Origin of the sequence: Streptomyces fractus (assembly GCF_049844455.1) — a bacterium.
GTDB classification, from domain to species: Bacteria; Actinomycetota; Actinomycetes; order Streptomycetales; family Streptomycetaceae; genus Streptomyces; species Streptomyces fractus.
This window is the reverse complement of record NZ_JBMYHI010000002.1, coordinates 9,319,093-9,333,218: the sequence shown is the minus strand read 5'-3', so window position 1 is coordinate 9,333,218 and position 14,126 is coordinate 9,319,093. Positions and strand designations below refer to the sequence as shown.

19 protein-coding genes are annotated in these 14,126 nt (G+C 71.6%); 12 read left to right on the top strand and 7 right to left on the bottom strand.

Annotation, left to right across the window (positions count from 1 at the left end; translation table 11 throughout):
• Window positions 1–69: 69 nt before the first annotated feature.
• From ACP4E5_RS44540 to ACP4E5_RS44525, 4 genes are all read left to right on the top strand, one after another.
• Complete coding sequence (locus tag ACP4E5_RS44540; protein WP_425840483.1) at window positions 70–1,110, top strand: beta-ketoacyl-[acyl-carrier-protein] synthase family protein; 1,041 nt, start codon at window positions 70–72, stop codon at window positions 1,108–1,110.
• 79 nt (window positions 1,111–1,189) lie between these two features.
• On the top strand, window positions 1,190–1,861 hold the full coding sequence (locus ACP4E5_RS44535; RefSeq protein WP_425840480.1) for a TetR/AcrR family transcriptional regulator: 672 nt from the start codon (window positions 1,190–1,192) through the stop codon (window positions 1,859–1,861).
• Between the two features lie 8 nt (window positions 1,862–1,869).
• Window positions 1,870–2,661: an SDR family NAD(P)-dependent oxidoreductase gene (locus tag ACP4E5_RS44530; protein WP_425840478.1), complete on the top strand. Its 792-nt coding sequence runs from the start codon at window positions 1,870–1,872 to the stop codon at window positions 2,659–2,661.
• Between the two features lie 112 nt (window positions 2,662–2,773).
• Entirely contained in the window at window positions 2,774–3,841 is a 1,068-nt protein-coding gene (locus ACP4E5_RS44525) for an acyltransferase family protein (protein ID WP_425840475.1), read from the top strand.
• On the opposite strand, the gene ACP4E5_RS44520 is transcribed toward ACP4E5_RS44525, so the two are convergent.
• A complete protein-coding gene (locus ACP4E5_RS44520) occupies window positions 3,822–4,517 on the bottom strand; it encodes a DUF2470 domain-containing protein (RefSeq protein WP_425840472.1) in 696 nt (231 codons plus the stop codon). The genes ACP4E5_RS44525 and ACP4E5_RS44520 overlap by 20 nt on opposite strands.
• Before the next feature lie 127 nt (window positions 4,518–4,644).
• Here ACP4E5_RS44520 and ACP4E5_RS44515 point away from each other — a divergent pair, with 127 nt between their 5' ends.
• The 3 genes from ACP4E5_RS44515 to ACP4E5_RS44505 all read left to right on the top strand — a co-directional run bounded on the left by ACP4E5_RS44515 (window position 4,645) and on the right by ACP4E5_RS44505 (window position 7,320).
• Window positions 4,645–6,222, top strand: a complete 1,578-nt coding sequence (locus tag ACP4E5_RS44515) for an FMN-binding glutamate synthase family protein (RefSeq protein ID WP_425840469.1) — start codon at window positions 4,645–4,647, stop codon at window positions 6,220–6,222.
• A gap of 269 nt (window positions 6,223–6,491) precedes the next feature.
• On the top strand, window positions 6,492–6,788 hold the full coding sequence (locus ACP4E5_RS44510; RefSeq protein WP_425840466.1) for a hypothetical protein: 297 nt from the start codon (window positions 6,492–6,494) through the stop codon (window positions 6,786–6,788).
• A 130-nt stretch (window positions 6,789–6,918) separates the two neighbouring features.
• Window positions 6,919–7,320 (top strand): ATP-binding protein, encoded by a 402-nt coding sequence (locus tag ACP4E5_RS44505; protein WP_425840463.1) that lies wholly within the window; start codon window positions 6,919–6,921, stop codon window positions 7,318–7,320.
• Window positions 7,321–7,371: 51 nt separating this feature from the next.
• On the opposite strand, the gene ACP4E5_RS44500 is transcribed toward ACP4E5_RS44505, so the two are convergent.
• Window positions 7,372–8,010 carry an MBL fold metallo-hydrolase gene (locus ACP4E5_RS44500; protein ID WP_425840460.1) on the bottom strand — a complete coding sequence of 213 codons (639 nt, stop codon included), beginning with the start codon at window positions 8,008–8,010 and terminating at the stop codon, window positions 7,372–7,374.
• The gene (locus tag ACP4E5_RS44495) at window positions 8,010–9,095 is read right to left on the bottom strand and encodes an S-(hydroxymethyl)mycothiol dehydrogenase (protein ID WP_425840457.1); all 1,086 of its coding nucleotides are present in this window, start codon (window positions 9,093–9,095) and stop codon (window positions 8,010–8,012) included. Before ACP4E5_RS44495 ends, ACP4E5_RS44500 begins: the two co-directional genes overlap by 1 nt.
• Window positions 9,096–9,215: 120 nt before the next feature.
• Here ACP4E5_RS44495 and ACP4E5_RS44490 point away from each other — a divergent pair, with 120 nt between their 5' ends.
• Entirely contained in the window at window positions 9,216–9,995 is a 780-nt protein-coding gene (locus ACP4E5_RS44490) for an ABC transporter permease (protein ID WP_425840455.1), read from the top strand.
• Here the strand turns inward: ACP4E5_RS44490 and ACP4E5_RS44485 are convergent.
• Entirely contained in the window at window positions 9,982–10,452 is a 471-nt protein-coding gene (locus ACP4E5_RS44485; protein ID WP_425840452.1) for a MarR family winged helix-turn-helix transcriptional regulator, read from the bottom strand. The genes ACP4E5_RS44490 and ACP4E5_RS44485 overlap by 14 nt on opposite strands.
• A 69-nt stretch (window positions 10,453–10,521) precedes the next feature.
• Here ACP4E5_RS44485 and ACP4E5_RS44480 point away from each other — a divergent pair, with 69 nt between their 5' ends.
• The gene (locus tag ACP4E5_RS44480) at window positions 10,522–11,298 is read left to right on the top strand and encodes an alpha/beta fold hydrolase (RefSeq protein WP_425840449.1); all 777 of its coding nucleotides are present in this window, start codon (window positions 10,522–10,524) and stop codon (window positions 11,296–11,298) included.
• Window positions 11,299–11,303: 5 nt separating this feature from the next.
• Here ACP4E5_RS44480 and ACP4E5_RS44475 read toward each other — a convergent pair whose 3' ends face one another.
• The 3 genes from ACP4E5_RS44475 to ACP4E5_RS44465 form a co-directional block, all read right to left on the bottom strand.
• On the bottom strand, window positions 11,304–11,867 hold the full coding sequence (locus ACP4E5_RS44475; protein WP_425840446.1) for a DedA family protein: 564 nt from the start codon (window positions 11,865–11,867) through the stop codon (window positions 11,304–11,306).
• A gap of 242 nt (window positions 11,868–12,109) precedes the next feature.
• Window positions 12,110–12,331: a hypothetical protein gene (locus ACP4E5_RS44470; RefSeq protein WP_425840443.1), complete on the bottom strand. Its 222-nt coding sequence runs from the start codon at window positions 12,329–12,331 to the stop codon at window positions 12,110–12,112.
• Between the two features lie 49 nt (window positions 12,332–12,380).
• Window positions 12,381–12,575: a hypothetical protein gene (locus tag ACP4E5_RS44465; RefSeq protein WP_425840441.1), complete on the bottom strand. Its 195-nt coding sequence runs from the start codon at window positions 12,573–12,575 to the stop codon at window positions 12,381–12,383.
• Window positions 12,576–12,783: 208 nt separating this feature from the next.
• On the opposite strand from ACP4E5_RS44465, the gene ACP4E5_RS44460 reads away from it, so the two are divergent.
• The 3 genes from ACP4E5_RS44460 (at window position 12,784) to ACP4E5_RS44450 (ending at window position 14,075) form a co-directional block, all read left to right on the top strand.
• The gene (locus tag ACP4E5_RS44460) at window positions 12,784–13,080 is read left to right on the top strand and encodes a hypothetical protein (RefSeq protein WP_425840438.1); all 297 of its coding nucleotides are present in this window, start codon (window positions 12,784–12,786) and stop codon (window positions 13,078–13,080) included.
• 155 nt (window positions 13,081–13,235) lie between these two features.
• On the top strand, window positions 13,236–13,466 hold the full coding sequence (locus tag ACP4E5_RS44455) for a chaplin (protein ID WP_425842144.1): 231 nt from the start codon (window positions 13,236–13,238) through the stop codon (window positions 13,464–13,466).
• 111 nt (window positions 13,467–13,577) lie between these two features.
• Entirely contained in the window at window positions 13,578–14,075 is a 498-nt protein-coding gene (locus tag ACP4E5_RS44450) for a glutathione peroxidase (protein ID WP_425840435.1), read from the top strand.
• The last annotated feature ends 51 nt before the right edge of the window (window positions 14,076–14,126 follow it).

Below are 14,126 nucleotides of genomic sequence, written 5' to 3'. Positions count from 1 at the left end.
CAAACGCGTCGCCTCGACGTAGGTTGAGCGGACCCCCCACAGCCCCCTTGAGCCCCGTGGGAGACACCCATGCCCGCTTACGTCTCGATGCCGCACACCGTCCTCGGCGCCCACAAGGTGACCACCGACGAGATCGCGGACGACATACACGCCCGTCACCCGGGCCATCCGCGGATCGCCGCCGCGGTGCGCGCCGTTCAGGGATGCGGCGTGCGGACCCGCTACTTCGCCCGGCCGCTCGACTCCCCCACCGTCGCGGGCGAGGCGGGCATCGCGGAGCGCGCCCGTACCGCGTTCGCCGACGCGCTCGAACTCGCCGAACAGGCGGCCGTCTCGGCCATCGCGGCGGCCGGCCTGAGAGCGAAGGATCTGGACGGCCTGGTCACCACGCACTCCACCGGGTGGGCGGCGCCCAACCTGGACGTCCACCTCATGACCCGGCTCGGCCTGCGCCCCACCGCCCGTTCCCTCGCCCACACGACGCTGGCCTGCACGGGCGGCACCAAGTCGCTGATCCGGGCGGCGGACATGGTGGCGGCCCGCCCCGGCAGCAAAGTGCTCGTGGTCGCCGCGGAGGTGATCTCCGCCGTCTACCACCACAGCGACACCGGCATCGACGCGATGATCTACAAGGCGCTGTTCGGCGACTCGGCCGGAGCGGCCGTGGTCAGCGACGAGCCGCTCGGCCCCGGCTTCGCGTGCGAGGACAGCTTCGAGCACGTCCTGCCGGACACCGCCGGTCAGTTGGGCGGCCGGATAACCGCCGACGGCCTGCACTTCGACGCCACGAAGCAGGGCCGCGCCGCGTTCGGCGTGAGCCTGCCGAGCGTCACCGGCTGGCTCGGCGCGCGCCCCACCGGTTTCGCCGTGATCCACCCGGGCAGCCCGCGGATCATCGCGGACACGGCGACGGCCCTGGGCCTGACCGCGCACGACACCCGCCACTCCACGGCCACGCTCACCGACGAGGGAAATCTGGGCGGGGTCAGCGTGCTGCGCGTCCTGGAGCGCACCCACGAGGAGCCGCCGCCCGCAGGGGCCCGCGGCACGATGGTCGCGTACGGCCCGGGGTTCACGACCGCCGCGCTGCACGGTCACTGGCACGCCTGACGGGTCGGGTCGGGGCACCGTAAAAATGTCTCACTGGGACACGTGTCCCAGTGAGACATAAAGGTGTAGTGTCGAAGACATGAAGGCGAACGAGGCCAGCAGCTCCCGGCCCGCCGGCGACCGCCGGCAGGCCAAGGCCCGCCGAACGCGTGAGGCGCTCGCGGAGGCCGCCGTCGAGCTTGTGCTCGAGCACGGACTCGGTGAGGTGACCGTGGAGGCCATCGCCGACCGCGCGGACGTCACCCGCCGCACCTTCAGCCGGCACTTCGCGGGCAAGGAGGACGCGGCGCTGGACTTCACCCGCGCCGACGGCGCGGGGATCAACGCGGCGCTGCGCGCCCGCCCCGCCGACGAGCCACCGCTGCTCGCCTACCGGGGCGCGGTCGCGGACTACCTCACCGACCGGGAGACGCCCGCCTGGCACCACCGTCCGCGGCTGCGCGAGCTGTACGCCGTCGTGGACGCGGAGCCCGCCCTGTTCGCCGCGTACGAACGGATCCGGGTCGACGCCCAGGACGAGTCCGTACGCATCATCGCCGACCGGCTCGGCACCGACCCGGCCCGGGACCCGCGTCCCGAGGTCGTCGTCGGAGCCGCCGCCGGAGTGCTGACCGCCGCGCTGCGCACCTGGGCGCGCGGTACGGGCGGCACGGACGCCGCAGACCTCGCCGATCTGGTCGCGCGGGCCTACGACGCCCTCATCGAGGAGGCCGCCCGCGCGGCGGCCCCCGACGTCGCTACCAGAAAGTGAATCGCACCATGAGCACCACCCCCACCACCGGCACCGTGACCGACTACGCCGCCGAGTTCGCAGGGAAGACCGCCCTCGTCACCGGCTCCGCCTCCGGCATCGGCCTGGCCACCGCCCGCCGCCTCGGCCGCGGCGGCGCGAACGTCGTCATCGCGGACTACAACGAGAAGGGCGCCCAGGAGGCCGCCGAGTCGCTGAAGGCGGAGGGCCTCAAGGCCGCCGCCGTCGCCCTCGACGTGACCGACCCGCCCTCCGTCGAGGCGGCCGTCCGGTTCGCCGTCGACACGTTCGGCGGGCTCGACCTGGCCGTGAACAACGCCGGCATCGGCGGCGCCAGCGCGCCCACCGGCGAGTACGACATCGACGTGTACAACCGCGTGGTGCGCACGAACCTCGACGGCGTCTTCTACTCGATGCGCTATGAACTCCCGGCGATGCAGGCCGCGGGCAACGGCGGCGCCATCGTGAACGTCGCCTCGATCCTCGGCTCGGTCGGCTTCGCGGGCTCCCCCGCGTACGTCGCCGCGAAGCACGGCGTGGTCGGCCTGACGAAGACGGCCGCTGCCGAGTACGCCGCGCAGGGCATCCGCGTCAACGCGGTGGGTCCCGGCTTCATCGAGACCCCTCTGCTCAAGGAGATGGACAAGGCCGCGTACGACGGCCTGGTCGGGCTGCACCCGGCGGGCCGCCTGGGCACGTCCGAGGAGGTCGCCGAGCTGATCGTGTTCCTGCTCTCGGACCGCGCCTCGTTCATCGCGGGCAGCTACCACCTCGTGGATGGCGCGTACACGGCGGTCTGACCCACCGCGCCGCATACGCCACTTGTGTCGCACCTCCTCGTCATGGAACGGTCTGGGAGGGGTACGGGCAGGGAACCCGGACCGTCCCGAGATGGAGGGCGCAGCGAACGCAATGGCAGGGCAGGCACGCGAGTCGTATTTCGACAACGTCAAATTCCTGACGATCGTCCTTGTGGCCTGCGGGCACGCGTGGGAGCCGCTGACCTACGGCTCCCGCGCGGTGACGGCGACATATCTGACCGTCTACGCCTTCCACATGCCGGCGTTCGCGCTGGTGTCGGGGTACTTCTCGCGCTCCTTCGACATGGCGCCGCGCCGGATCAAGCGCCTGGTGACCGGGGTCGTCGTGCCGTACCTCGTCTTCGAGGTGGCGTACACGCTGTTCTACCGGTGGGCGCAGGACGATCCGGGGTATCCGATCAGCCTGCTGGACCCCTGGTATCTGATGTGGTTCCTGGTGGCCCTGTTCATCTGGCGCCTGTCGACGCCGCTGTGGCTCCAGTTGCGCCATCCCGTGCTGGTGGCGCTGGCGGTGGGCACGGCCGTGTCGATGTGGCCGGGCGTCGGCGGCGACCTGGCGCTCCAACGGGTCCTGCAGTTCCTGCCGTTCTTCGTGGCGGGTCTCGTGCTGCGGCCCGAGCACTTCGCGCGGTTGCGGACCTGGCGCGTGCGGTGGGTGGCGCTGGGGGTCGCGGGCGTGGCGCTGCTCGCCGCGTACTGGGTGGCGCCGTGGTTCGACGCGGGCTGGTTCTTCCACCGGGGCGCCGTGCAGGGGCGGGGCGTGCCGGGGTGGGCGGGCCTGTTCGCGACGCCCGCGCTGTTCGTCCTCGCGCTCGTGCTGACCGCGTGCTTCCTGGCGTGGGTGCCGGGCCGCAGGCTGTGGTTCACGACCCTGGGCACGGGGACGATCTACGCGTATCTGCTGCACGGCTTCGTCATCAAGTCCTCCCGGTTCTGGAACTGGTACGACCACCCGTGGCTGCACAGCCCGCTCGGTGAGCTGGCCGTGACGGCGGCGGCGGTCGGGCTCATCACCGTGCTGTGCACGGAACCGGTGCGGCGGGCGTTCCGCTGCGTCGTCGAGCCCCGCATGGACTGGGCGTTCCGGCGGCCGCGACAGCAGCGGTCCCTGCCCGAGCAGGCGACGCCCCGGGAGAAGGTCACCTCCGGCGGCGGCTGACGGTCTGCGCCGAGGCGAGCAGGTGGTGCATGCGCTCGGTGAGCGAGCCCAGGTCGTCGGCAGGCCGGTGGAACGCGAGCCGCACGTCGGCCTGGCCGCGCGTCCGCTCCAGACGCAGCGTCAGGCCGTGCCGGTCGACGGCGAGCGGCTGGACCCGGACGACGCCGTGCAGGCTGTCGGAGGCGACGAGCCGGGTGAGTTGTTCGACGGCCTGGGGGTGGGCGTCGGCGAGATGGGTGAGCAGGCGGGGCTCGGCGAGCGCGAGCGGGTCGGGCGCGGCGGCGGCGAGTTCGTCGAGTTCGATGCCGGTGCGGACCGTCCGGGTCTGCAGGACCGCCCGTTCGGGCCGCAGCACCAACTCCTCACCGTCCGGGACCAGTTCACCCGACAGCCACACCCGCGCGCGCACCCGGTCGCGTACGGGGACGGGCGCCGCGTCGGCGAACTCCAGGAGCGTGGTGGGCCGTCCGTGCGGCGAGCAGAGCACGGCGGCGGCCAGCACGCTGTCGGGCGGCGGCGTGATACGCACCGCGCCGTCGTCGTCGACGCGGTGCGCGCCGACGAGGTCGTCCTGCCCCACGTCGGTGGTGACGCCGCAGGTCCATGCGGCGGCGAGCACGGAGCGTGCGTGGGCCGCCGTGCTGGGCACGGCGGCAGCGATCTGTCGGACACCCATCCCGAACCTCCATTAGGTAAGTCTTGCCTAACTTAACCGAGATGATCGACGGCGGTCCACCCCGCCCTCCCTGTGTCTTCCTGTGTCGCCCGCTGACGTGAGCGGCCCCGTGCGATTGACTCGACGGGTGCGCAGATTTCTCGTGTTCCTCGTCGCGGTCGCCGGTGCGGCCACCGCCCTGGCCCTGTCGCTGCTGTTGTCCCCGTGGTGGTGGTTCGCCGCCGCCCCGCTCCTCGCACTCACGGCGCTGGGCGTGTGGGACCTGGCCCAGTCGCGCCACTCCGTGCTGCGCAACTACCCGGTCCTCGGGCATCTGCGCTTCGTGATGGAGTCCCTCCGCCCCGAGATGCAGCAGTACTTCGTCGAGCGCAACTACGACGGGCGGCCCTACGACCGGGACGTGCGCAGCATCGTCTACGAGCGGGCCAAGCAGCAGGAGGCCGAAGAGCCGTTCGGCACGGAACGCGACGTGTACGCCTCGGGGCACGAGTTCCTGGTGCCGTCCCTGCGTCCGGTCGACCCGCCCGAGCGGCCGGCCACCGTCCGCGTCGGCGGCCCCGACTGCACCCGGCCGTACGACATGGCGCTGCTCAACGTATCGGCGATGAGCTTCGGGGCGCTGTCCGGCAACGCGCTCCGCGCGCTCAACAAGGGCGCGGCCCTCGGGGGTTTCGCCCACGACACCGGCGAGGGCGGCCTGTCCGACCATCACCTGGCGCACGGCGGCGACCTGGTGTGGGAGATCGGTACCGGCTACTTCGGCTGCCGCACGAGCGAGGGCCGCTTCGACCGCGCCGAGTTCGCCGACAAGGCGGCGCACGAACACGTCAAGTGCGTCTCCCTGAAACTGTCGCAGGGTGCGAAGCCGGGCATCGGCGGCGTGCTGCCGGGCGGCAAGGTCAACGCGGAGATCGCGCGCGTACGGGACGTTCCGGAGGGACAGACCGTGGTGTCGCCGCCCTACCACCGCGAGTTCGAGACGCCGCGCCAACTGGTGCTTTTCCTGGCCGAGTTGCGGCAGCTCGCGGGCGGCAAGCCGGTCGGGTTCAAGCTGTGCCTGGGTTCGCGTACGCAGTTCCTCGCCGTGTGCAAGGCAATGGTCGCGGAGGGCGTGACGCCGGACTTCGTGATCGTGGACGGCTCGGAGGGCGGCACGGGAGCCGCGCCCCTGGAGTTCGCCGACCACCTCGGCACGCCGCTCACCGAGGGCCTGATCACGGTCCACAACGCGCTCGTCGGCACGGGGCTGCGCGACGCCGTCCGGATCGGGGCGAGCGGCAAGGTCGCCACCGGTGCCGACATCGTCAAACGCCTCGTCCAGGGCGCCGACTTCACGAACGCGGCGCGCGCCATGATGTTCGCGGTCGGCTGCATCCAGGCCCAGCGCTGCCACACCAACACCTGCCCGGTGGGCGTCGCGACGCAGGATCCGCGCCGGGTGCGGGCCCTGGACGTCGCCGACAAGGCCGAGCGCGTACGCCACTACCAGGAGGCGACGGTGCGCGGCGCGGCGCAGATCATGGCGGCGATGGGGGTGCGGCACCCGCGCGAGCTGCACCCGAGCCAGCTGATGCGGCGCACCACGGCGGACATGCCAGTCTCCTACGCGCATCTCCACGACTGGCTGGAACCGGGCCAGTTGACCAAGCAGCCGCCGGCGACCTGGGCCGCGGACTGGGCGGCCGCGGACCCCGACCGCTTCTAGGGCCTGTCGTTTGGATCAGGCCGGATCAGGGAGCGGGGGCTGGTGCGTGCGATCGCAAGGCGGAGGAGGGAGTCGACGCGGAGCGTCGGCGACCGACGACAACGCCGCGAGCGTGCGTGCCAGCCCCCGCGAGCCCGGCCTGATCCAAACGACAGGCCCTAGTGCCGCCCTCCCCCGCGCCCGCCATCGAACAACGCCAACTCCACGCGAACGGGGGGTGAATATGCCAACCTGCCCCGCGGCGCGACGCCGGGCGGCATCATGCCGACATGGACGGTAGTACTGCGCTCCTACGGGAGCTCTTCACGCCCGATGAGTACGCCGCGGTCCGCAGTCATGCGGACCATCTGGGCGTGACACTGGCCGAGTACGTACGCTCCTCAGCCGCCGAACGGGCCCTGGAGCGGCTCCATTTGACGCGGGCCCTGGAAGCCCGTGCCCCGAATCTGGGCAAGTTGCCGATACCACAGGTGGAGCGCTCCCACTGCGCCGACGGGGCCTCATCGCCCGCCATCGACCGGTTCCTCGACACGCTGGCCCATCCGCACCCCACGGAAAGCGGCTGACACGGCCTGGACCGGCCGGTGCGGGGCACTCGGTGCACAGGAGCAGGAGTGGCACCGCGGTAAGGCGGGAAGGGGGACCGTCACCGAGGTACGACTCGCGCACAGTCCACCAGGAGAGGAAGTGGTCGTCATGCGTGCGTCGAGGGACGCCGACCGGCGTGCCGCGCGCGTGGAATTCCTGATGCCGCCCGGTTCGGGCGCGGCCCGCTGGGCCCGGCGGCTCACACGAGGTTTCCTCGCCGGACGCGTCGGCGAGGACACGACGGACGCCGAACTGGTCGTGTCCGAGCTGGTCGCCAACGCCACAGAGGCACAGAGCGGCAGCTGCCGGATGAGCCTGTGCCTGCAGTCCGGCGAGCTGACCGTGGCCGTGCACGACGACGCGCCGGGAGTTCCCCGCCTGATGCCGGAGTCCTGGACGGCCGAGTCGGGCCGGGGCATCGCACTGGTCCAGGCGCTCGCCCGCCGCTGGAGCGTGCGGGCCGATCCGCGGGGCGGCAAGACGGTCCGTGCGGTGCTGACACCCTGCTGAACCACGTCCCGGCCGCGGCGACGGCAGGGCCGCCGCGGCCGGGATCCTGGATCAGTGTCCGCGCGCGATCCACTCGTCGAGGTGCGGTGCCTCCGCGCCGATCGTCGTGCTGTCACCGTGTCCGGTGCGGACGACGGTCCCGGCCGGCAGCGTGAGCAGCCGGTCCTTGATCGATTCCACGATGGTCGGGAAGTCGCTGAAGGTCCGCCCGGTGGCGCCGGGACCGCCCTGGAACAGGGTGTCCCCCGTGAACACGGTGCCGAGTTCGGGTGCGTACAGGCTGACCGCGCCGTGGCAGTGGCCCGGCGTGTGCAGCACGGTCAACTCGACGCCCGCGACCCCGATCCGCTGCCCGTCGGTCAGCTCGCCGTCCGGCGCGCGGTCCGGGTGCGTGCGCTTCCACAGCCCGGTGTCGGCCGAGTGCAGCAGGATCGGGGCGCCGGTGCGCGCGGCGAGCGCGGGCGCGGCGTCGATGTGGTCGTCATGGGCGTGGGTGCACACGATCGCGACGAGCCGACGCTCGCCGACGGCCTCGGCGATGGCGTCCGCGTCGTGGGCGGCGTCGATGACGATCGCCTCGCGGTCGTCCCCGACGATCCACACGTTGTTGTCGACGTCCCACGTGCCCCCGTCGAGGGAGAACGTGCCGGACGTGACGAGGTGGTCGACGCGTGCCGTGGTCCCCGTCATCAGAACACCACCACCGAACGCAGCACGTCGCCGTGGTGCATCCGCTCGAACGCCTTCTCCACGTCGTCCAGGGCGATCGTCTCGGTCACGAACGCGTCGAGGTCGAGGCGCCCCTGCAGATACAGGTCGATCAGCATCGGGAAGTCGCGCGAGGGCAGGCAGTCGCCGTACCAGGACGACTTGAGCGCGCCGCCGCGCCCGAACACGTCGAGGAGCGGCAGCTCGATCTTCATCTCCGGGGTCGGCACGCCGACGAGAACGACCGTGCCCGCCAGGTCGCGCGCGTAGAAGGCCTGCTCGTACGTCTCCGGGCGGCCGACGGCCTCGATGACGACGTCGGCGCCGAAGCCGCCGGTCAGCTGGCGCACGGCCTCGACCGCGTCGGTGGAGCGGGAGTTGACGGTGTGGGTGGCGCCCAGCTCCCGCGCGGTGGCGAGCTTCGCGTCGTCGATGTCGACGGCGATGATCTTCGCGGCACCGGCGAGACGGGCGCCGACGACGGAGGCGTTGCCCACGCCGCCGCAGCCGATCACCGCGACGGAGTCCCCGCGGCCCACATTGCCCGTGTTGATCGCGGCACCGAGCCCGGCCATCACACCGCAGCCCAGCAGGCCCGCGGCGGCCGGCGACGCCGCCGGGTCCACCTTGGTGCACTGCCCGGCGGCCACGAGGGTCTTCTCGGCGAAGGCGCCGATCCCGAGCGCGGGCGACAGCTCGGTGCCGTCCGCCAACGTCATCTTCTGCTTCGCGTTGTGGGTGTCGAAGCAGTACTGGGCGCGCCCGCGCTTGCAGGCGCGGCACTGCCCGCACACCGCACGCCAGTTGAGGATCACAAAATCACCGGGGGCGACCTCGCTCACCCCGTCACCCACCGATTCGACGACACCGGCCGCCTCGTGACCGAGCAGGAACGGGAACTCGTCGTTGATCCCGCCCTCCCGGTAGTGCAGATCGGTGTGGCAGACCCCGCACGCCTGGATCTTCACGACGGCCTCGCCCGGACCCGGGTCCGGCACCGTGATCGTCGCGATCTCCACGGGGGCACCCTTGGCCCGCGCGATCACGCCCTGCACCTGCTGTGCCATGACGGTCAGCCCTCTTTCTCAATCGCGGTGTCTTCACGCTTTGTTACGCGCCCATCCTCGCTCACCGGTCAACCGGAGAACAGCACCGGTGCCCAGGTCGGGGCGCTCTACTGTGTTCCCGTGCGCGTTCGAACCCTGGCTGCGGCCGGCCTCCTGCCCGTCAACGGAACTCTCGCGGCGGTACTCGTCGTTCTCCTCGTGATCGCGACCGCGGTGGCGGCGGTGTACCGGCTCTCCCCGGACGGCTCGCGCCGCCGGGCCCGCGACATCGCGATCGCCGGGGTCCGGGCTACGGTCCAACTGGCCGTGGTGTCGCTCCTGATCGGCTCGGTGGTGCGCCACGGCGCGGCGCTCCTCGCCTTCCTGCTGCTCATGCTGGCGGTGGCCGCGCGCACGGCCGGCCGCCGCCTCACCGCGAACCGGACCTGGATCTGGGCGGCGCTGCCGGTCGCGGCGCCGGTCGTCCCGCTCGTGGCGGCGCTCATCGCCTGCGGCCTCCTCCCGCTCCGGGGCATCGCCGTGATCCCGGTGACGGGCATCCTCATCGGCGGCGCGCTCACGGCGACCGTGCTGGCGGGGCGCCGCGCCCTCGACGAGCTGACCGCGCGCAAGGGCGAGGTGGAGGCGTGCCTGGCCCTCGGCCTGCTCCCCCACGAGGCGCGCCTGGAGATCGCCCGCCCCGCCGCCTCCGACGCCCTCCTCCCCGGCCTCGACCAGACGCGGACGGTGGGCCTGGTGACGCTCCCGGGCGCCTTCGTCGGCATGCTCCTGGGCGGGGCGTCACCGGTGACAGCCGGGGCGGTGCAACTCTTCGTCCTGGTGGCGCTGATGGCCGTACAGGCGATCGCGGTGGCGACGACGGTGGAGCTGGTGGCGCGGGGGCTGCTCAGTCGTCCATGACGGCGAGGAGGCCGGCGAGGACGCGCAGGCAGGTGTCGACATCGCCCTCGGTGAGGTCTCCGTCGACCCCGCGCAGGACTTCCCGCTCGCGGTCGAGCACGGATCCGATGACGGTGCGCCCCTCCTCGGTCAGCCGGATCAGGGAGGACCTCTTGTGGGCGGGATTGGGGGCGGCCTCGACGAGTCCTCGCGCGGCGGCGTCGTTCACCATCCGCTGCACGAACTGACGGCTCAGCGCCTGGAACCGCCCCATCTGAGGAACCGTCATGGGGCCCCGCCCGTGCAACATGCTGAGCACGGCCCGCACGCCCACCGACAGCCCTTCGGCGGCGACGTCGCGCTCGACCTTCGTGTACGCGCGCCGGTACAGCGGCCCCACGAGGTCGAACACCTCGGAGAGCCGGCCTGCCACGTCTGCGGACAGCGGACTGCCGCCTGTCTTCTCGCTCTCGCTCACCCCGCCATGATGACACCTGGGTTGTCGTTCGGCTTGTGAGTGAACGTCGGACATGACAACCTGGTTGTCATGTCCGACCTCTTCTGGCTCGACAAAGGCACCGGCCGCCCGCTCGTCCTGCTGCACGGCGGCTTCCTCGATCACCACATGTGGGACGACCAGGTTCCGCACCTGAGCGCGGATCACCGTGTCATCGCACCCGACGCCCGCGGCCACGGCCGGTCCCCCAACGCCACGGGGCCGTTCCGGCACACGGACGATCTCGCCGCGCTGCTACGCCACTTGGACACCGGCCCGGCCGTCCTGGTGGGTGTCTCGATGGGAGCCGGCATTGCCATCGACACGGCGCTTGAGCGCCCGGACCTGGTCGACGGCGTGGTGATCAGCGGCGCCGGCACCAGCGAGCCGTACTTCACGGACCCCTGGACGACCGGGACGTGGACCGCCTGGCAGTCGGCGATGGCCGCGGGCGACGTGACCGCCGCGGTGGAGGCGTTCACCGCTTTCGCATCGGGCCCGCACCGCGCCCTCGGCGATCTGGATCCCCAAGTCGTCGACCGCCTGCGCACGATGACGTGGGGCACGATGACGAAACACACCGCGGAGGAACCCGACTGGAGCGTCCCGCTCCAGGACACCTGGCCTCGCGCCGCCGCGCTCACGGTCCCGGTCCGCGCCGTCAACGGCGCGCTCGACTCCCCCGACCACATCGGCATGGCCGAGCGCCTGACGAGCAGCGTCGCGGACGGCCGGGCGGTCTCGATCCCCGAGGCCGCGCACTACCCGAACATGGAGCGACCGGAGGCCTTCAACCGGGCGCTCACGGAGTTCTTGCGCGAGATGTGACGACGTCACGCCGCCGGCTCGGGACGGCCCGCCCAGGCGTCCGCGCGTGCGGCCGACGCCCGCCGCCTGCGCCGCACGGTGAGCCAGTGCGCGCCTCCGGCCAGGGTCGCCACGACTCCCGAGATGGCCAGCCCGAGAAGCGCGCCGAAGAACGGCCCGCCGGCGGCGATCCCACCGAGCACCCCCACCCCTATCGAGTACGAGGCCCAGAGCGCCTCGGCGACACCCGACGCCACGAGGAACCGGCCTGGCCGGAAGCCGACGAGCCCGGCCGCGACCGCGCCGACGAGCCGCCCTGTGGGCAGAAACCGGATGCCGATGATGAACGGCACCCCGTGCCGACGCACCCGTACAGCAGCCCAGTCGAGCAGGGCAGCACGTCGCCGCTTGCGTCGCAGCCGCCGCAACACCTGCCCGCCGAACCGCCGCGTGGACCGAAACACCAACAGGTCCCCGAGGACGGCGGCGCCCGACACCACCAGCAGCACCACGGCGAGTTGGAGACGCCCGTCGGCCGCCATGGCCCCGGCACTCACGAGCAGCCATGAATTGGGCACCAGCGGGGGCATGACGCACAAAACAAGGAGGCCGTAAATCAAGTAGTCGGGCATACCCGCAGATAACGGGAGGAAAGTTAAGAAAACGAGAGCGGCCGACGTATCTCCGGGAAACCTCTGGGCGCCACCCCTAAGGGTTGCGAAGCACGACTCCACACCCGAGAGTCCCGACGCCCAGAAACCGACCCAGTTCACCACGATGCCCGCGCCTGACGCGCCGCGCGCTGGGGCGACCACCCGGATCGGGGGTGGTGCTAGCCCCCGGCGGCCTCGTACTCGTGCGCGCGTCCACCGCGCCACTGGATGATCGGCGAGTCCCCGGCCACCAGTTGATCGGCGTCGTCGAGCCCGGCCCGACGCAGGAACTCGACCAGGTCGTGGTCGTCACAGGCGACACCGAGATCCACACCGCCGACCGTCACCCGCCGCCCCCGGCTCGACGGCGACGGCCGATGCACGACTATCTCCGCGGCCATACACCCACCGCACCACCACACCCGGTCGACCGCCGGGTCAGAGGCGGCGTCACGCCGACCCCCGCGCCCGCCGGCGCAGCTCCGCCTTCTGTGCCGGAGTGAGTTTCTCGCCCGCCAGCACCCGGGACAGATACAGCAGACGCCGCCGAAGAGCGGTACGACCGGGCCGATCGGCAAGCTGCCGGTAGGTCGCGTCCCACTCCCGCTGTGTCTGCACGAGGTCCTCAGTGATCGTGTTCCGCATACGACAGATTAGAGCGCGTGTTCGATTTCCTGCGCAAGCTGACACGCGAGCACCCGATGCGCGCACCGAAGGACCGCATCGACGCGGTTCCTCACGTCAGCGCCACGCGCTGCGCCCGCCGCACATCATGTGACCAGCGGGATTGACGTCACGTCACCTCACGCCGACGCGCGCGTGACCATCTCACTCGGCGCCCGTTGACTCGTCCATGAACCTTCGCCGCGTCACCACCGCGCTCGCCACCACGGCGGCAGCCGCCCTGGTCGCCCTGTCCGTCCCTGCCTCCGCCTTCGCCGCCGAGGGCGCCCTCACCGTCAACGGCGTCACGTACGAGAACCCGAGCGGCTGCTACCCCGTGGACTGGTTCCCGTCCTCCGTGAGCAACGACACCGACGCAATCGCGGAGGTGCACTCGGGCCCCGGCTGCACGGGCCAGGTCGAGTGGCTCGTGTACCCCGGCGAGACCTACCGCACCGAGACCGCGCAGAGCGTCTTCATCCTCTGAGCGGGCGAGGGGCGGCGCGCTCGCCGGACCAGCGAACGTTCGCCCGGTGCGACCTCCCGAGAGGCGCGCGGGCGAAAACTGTGAGTGCCTGAGTGGTGACGGGATGTGTGTCCGTCATCAAGCTTCGTCTCACTCAAGGAGTCTTCATGAAGCCCATGATCAAGCTGGGTCTCTCGGCAGCCGCGGCCGGAATCGCCGTCCTCGGAACGGCCGGCATGGCCGCCGCCGACACCGACCCGTTTGGCGTGGCGGAGAATTCGCCCGGCGTGGTCTCCGGCAACGTGGTTCAGGTCCCCGTACACCTCCCGGTCAGCGCCTGTGGCAACACCGTGAATGTCGTGGGCCTGCTCAACCCGGCCTTCGCGAACACCTGCCTCAATAAGTGACACGAAGAAGTCCCCCTCTGCCGCGACGGCAGAGGGGGACTTTTTTGTGGTGTCGAGCAGGCCGTGCACCGGGTCGCGGTCGCTACACCATGGCGGCGTACGCTCCGCTGCATGACCATTTACGACGCAGTGCAGATCGACAAGCTTCAGGGCGGCTCCGCCGACCTCACCCAGTACCAGGGCAAGGCCGTCCTGATCGTCAACGTCGCTTCGAAGTGCGGGCTCACGCCGCAGTACTCCGCCCTGGAGGAACTCCAGAAGCAGTACGAGCCGCGCGGGTTCACCGTGCTCGGCGTGCCGTGCAACCAGTTCATGGGCCAGGAGCCCGGCAGCGCCGAAGAGATCTCCGAGTTCTGCTCGGCCACGTATGGCGTCACGTTCCCCATGACCGAGAAGGTCGACGTCAACGGCGACGCGCGGCACCCGCTGTACGCGAACCTCGTCGACACGGCGGACGCGGAGGGGCACACCGGCGACATCCGTTGGAACTTCGAGAAGTTCCTCGTGGGCCGCTCCGGCGACGTCGTCGCCCGCTTCTCGCCCCAGACGACACCGGACGCCCCGGAGGTCGTGGCGGCCATCGAGCGGGAGCTCTCGACGGAGAGCTGAAGCCGGCGGCAGCGGAGCGGGTGCCCGGCGCCCGCCCCGCTGCGCCACCAC

Coding starts and splice junctions, on each gene's coding strand:
- ACP4E5_RS44540 (WP_425840483.1), top strand. CDS start 70: ATGCCCGCTTACGTCTCGATGCCGCACACCGTCCTCGGCGCCCACAAG.
- ACP4E5_RS44535 (WP_425840480.1), top strand. CDS start 1,190: ATGAAGGCGAACGAGGCCAGCAGCTCCCGGCCCGCCGGCGACCGCCGG.
- ACP4E5_RS44530 (WP_425840478.1), top strand. CDS start 1,870: ATGAGCACCACCCCCACCACCGGCACCGTGACCGACTACGCCGCCGAG.
- ACP4E5_RS44525 (WP_425840475.1), top strand. CDS start 2,774: ATGGCAGGGCAGGCACGCGAGTCGTATTTCGACAACGTCAAATTCCTG.
- ACP4E5_RS44520 (WP_425840472.1), bottom strand. CDS start 4,517: ATGGGTGTCCGACAGATCGCTGCCGCCGTGCCCAGCACGGCGGCCCAC.
- ACP4E5_RS44510 (WP_425840466.1), top strand. CDS start 6,492: ATGGACGGTAGTACTGCGCTCCTACGGGAGCTCTTCACGCCCGATGAG.
- ACP4E5_RS44505 (WP_425840463.1), top strand. CDS start 6,919: ATGCGTGCGTCGAGGGACGCCGACCGGCGTGCCGCGCGCGTGGAATTC.
- ACP4E5_RS44500 (WP_425840460.1), bottom strand. CDS start 8,010: ATGACGGGGACCACGGCACGCGTCGACCACCTCGTCACGTCCGGCACG.
- ACP4E5_RS44495 (WP_425840457.1), bottom strand. CDS start 9,095: ATGGCACAGCAGGTGCAGGGCGTGATCGCGCGGGCCAAGGGTGCCCCC.
- ACP4E5_RS44480 (WP_425840449.1), top strand. CDS start 10,522: ATGTCCGACCTCTTCTGGCTCGACAAAGGCACCGGCCGCCCGCTCGTC.
- ACP4E5_RS44475 (WP_425840446.1), bottom strand. CDS start 11,867: ATGCCCCCGCTGGTGCCCAATTCATGGCTGCTCGTGAGTGCCGGGGCC.
- ACP4E5_RS44470 (WP_425840443.1), bottom strand. CDS start 12,331: ATGGCCGCGGAGATAGTCGTGCATCGGCCGTCGCCGTCGAGCCGGGGG.
- ACP4E5_RS44465 (WP_425840441.1), bottom strand. CDS start 12,575: ATGCGGAACACGATCACTGAGGACCTCGTGCAGACACAGCGGGAGTGG.
- ACP4E5_RS44460 (WP_425840438.1), top strand. CDS start 12,784: ATGAACCTTCGCCGCGTCACCACCGCGCTCGCCACCACGGCGGCAGCC.
- ACP4E5_RS44455 (WP_425842144.1), top strand. CDS start 13,236: ATGATCAAGCTGGGTCTCTCGGCAGCCGCGGCCGGAATCGCCGTCCTC.
- ACP4E5_RS44450 (WP_425840435.1), top strand. CDS start 13,578: ATGACCATTTACGACGCAGTGCAGATCGACAAGCTTCAGGGCGGCTCC.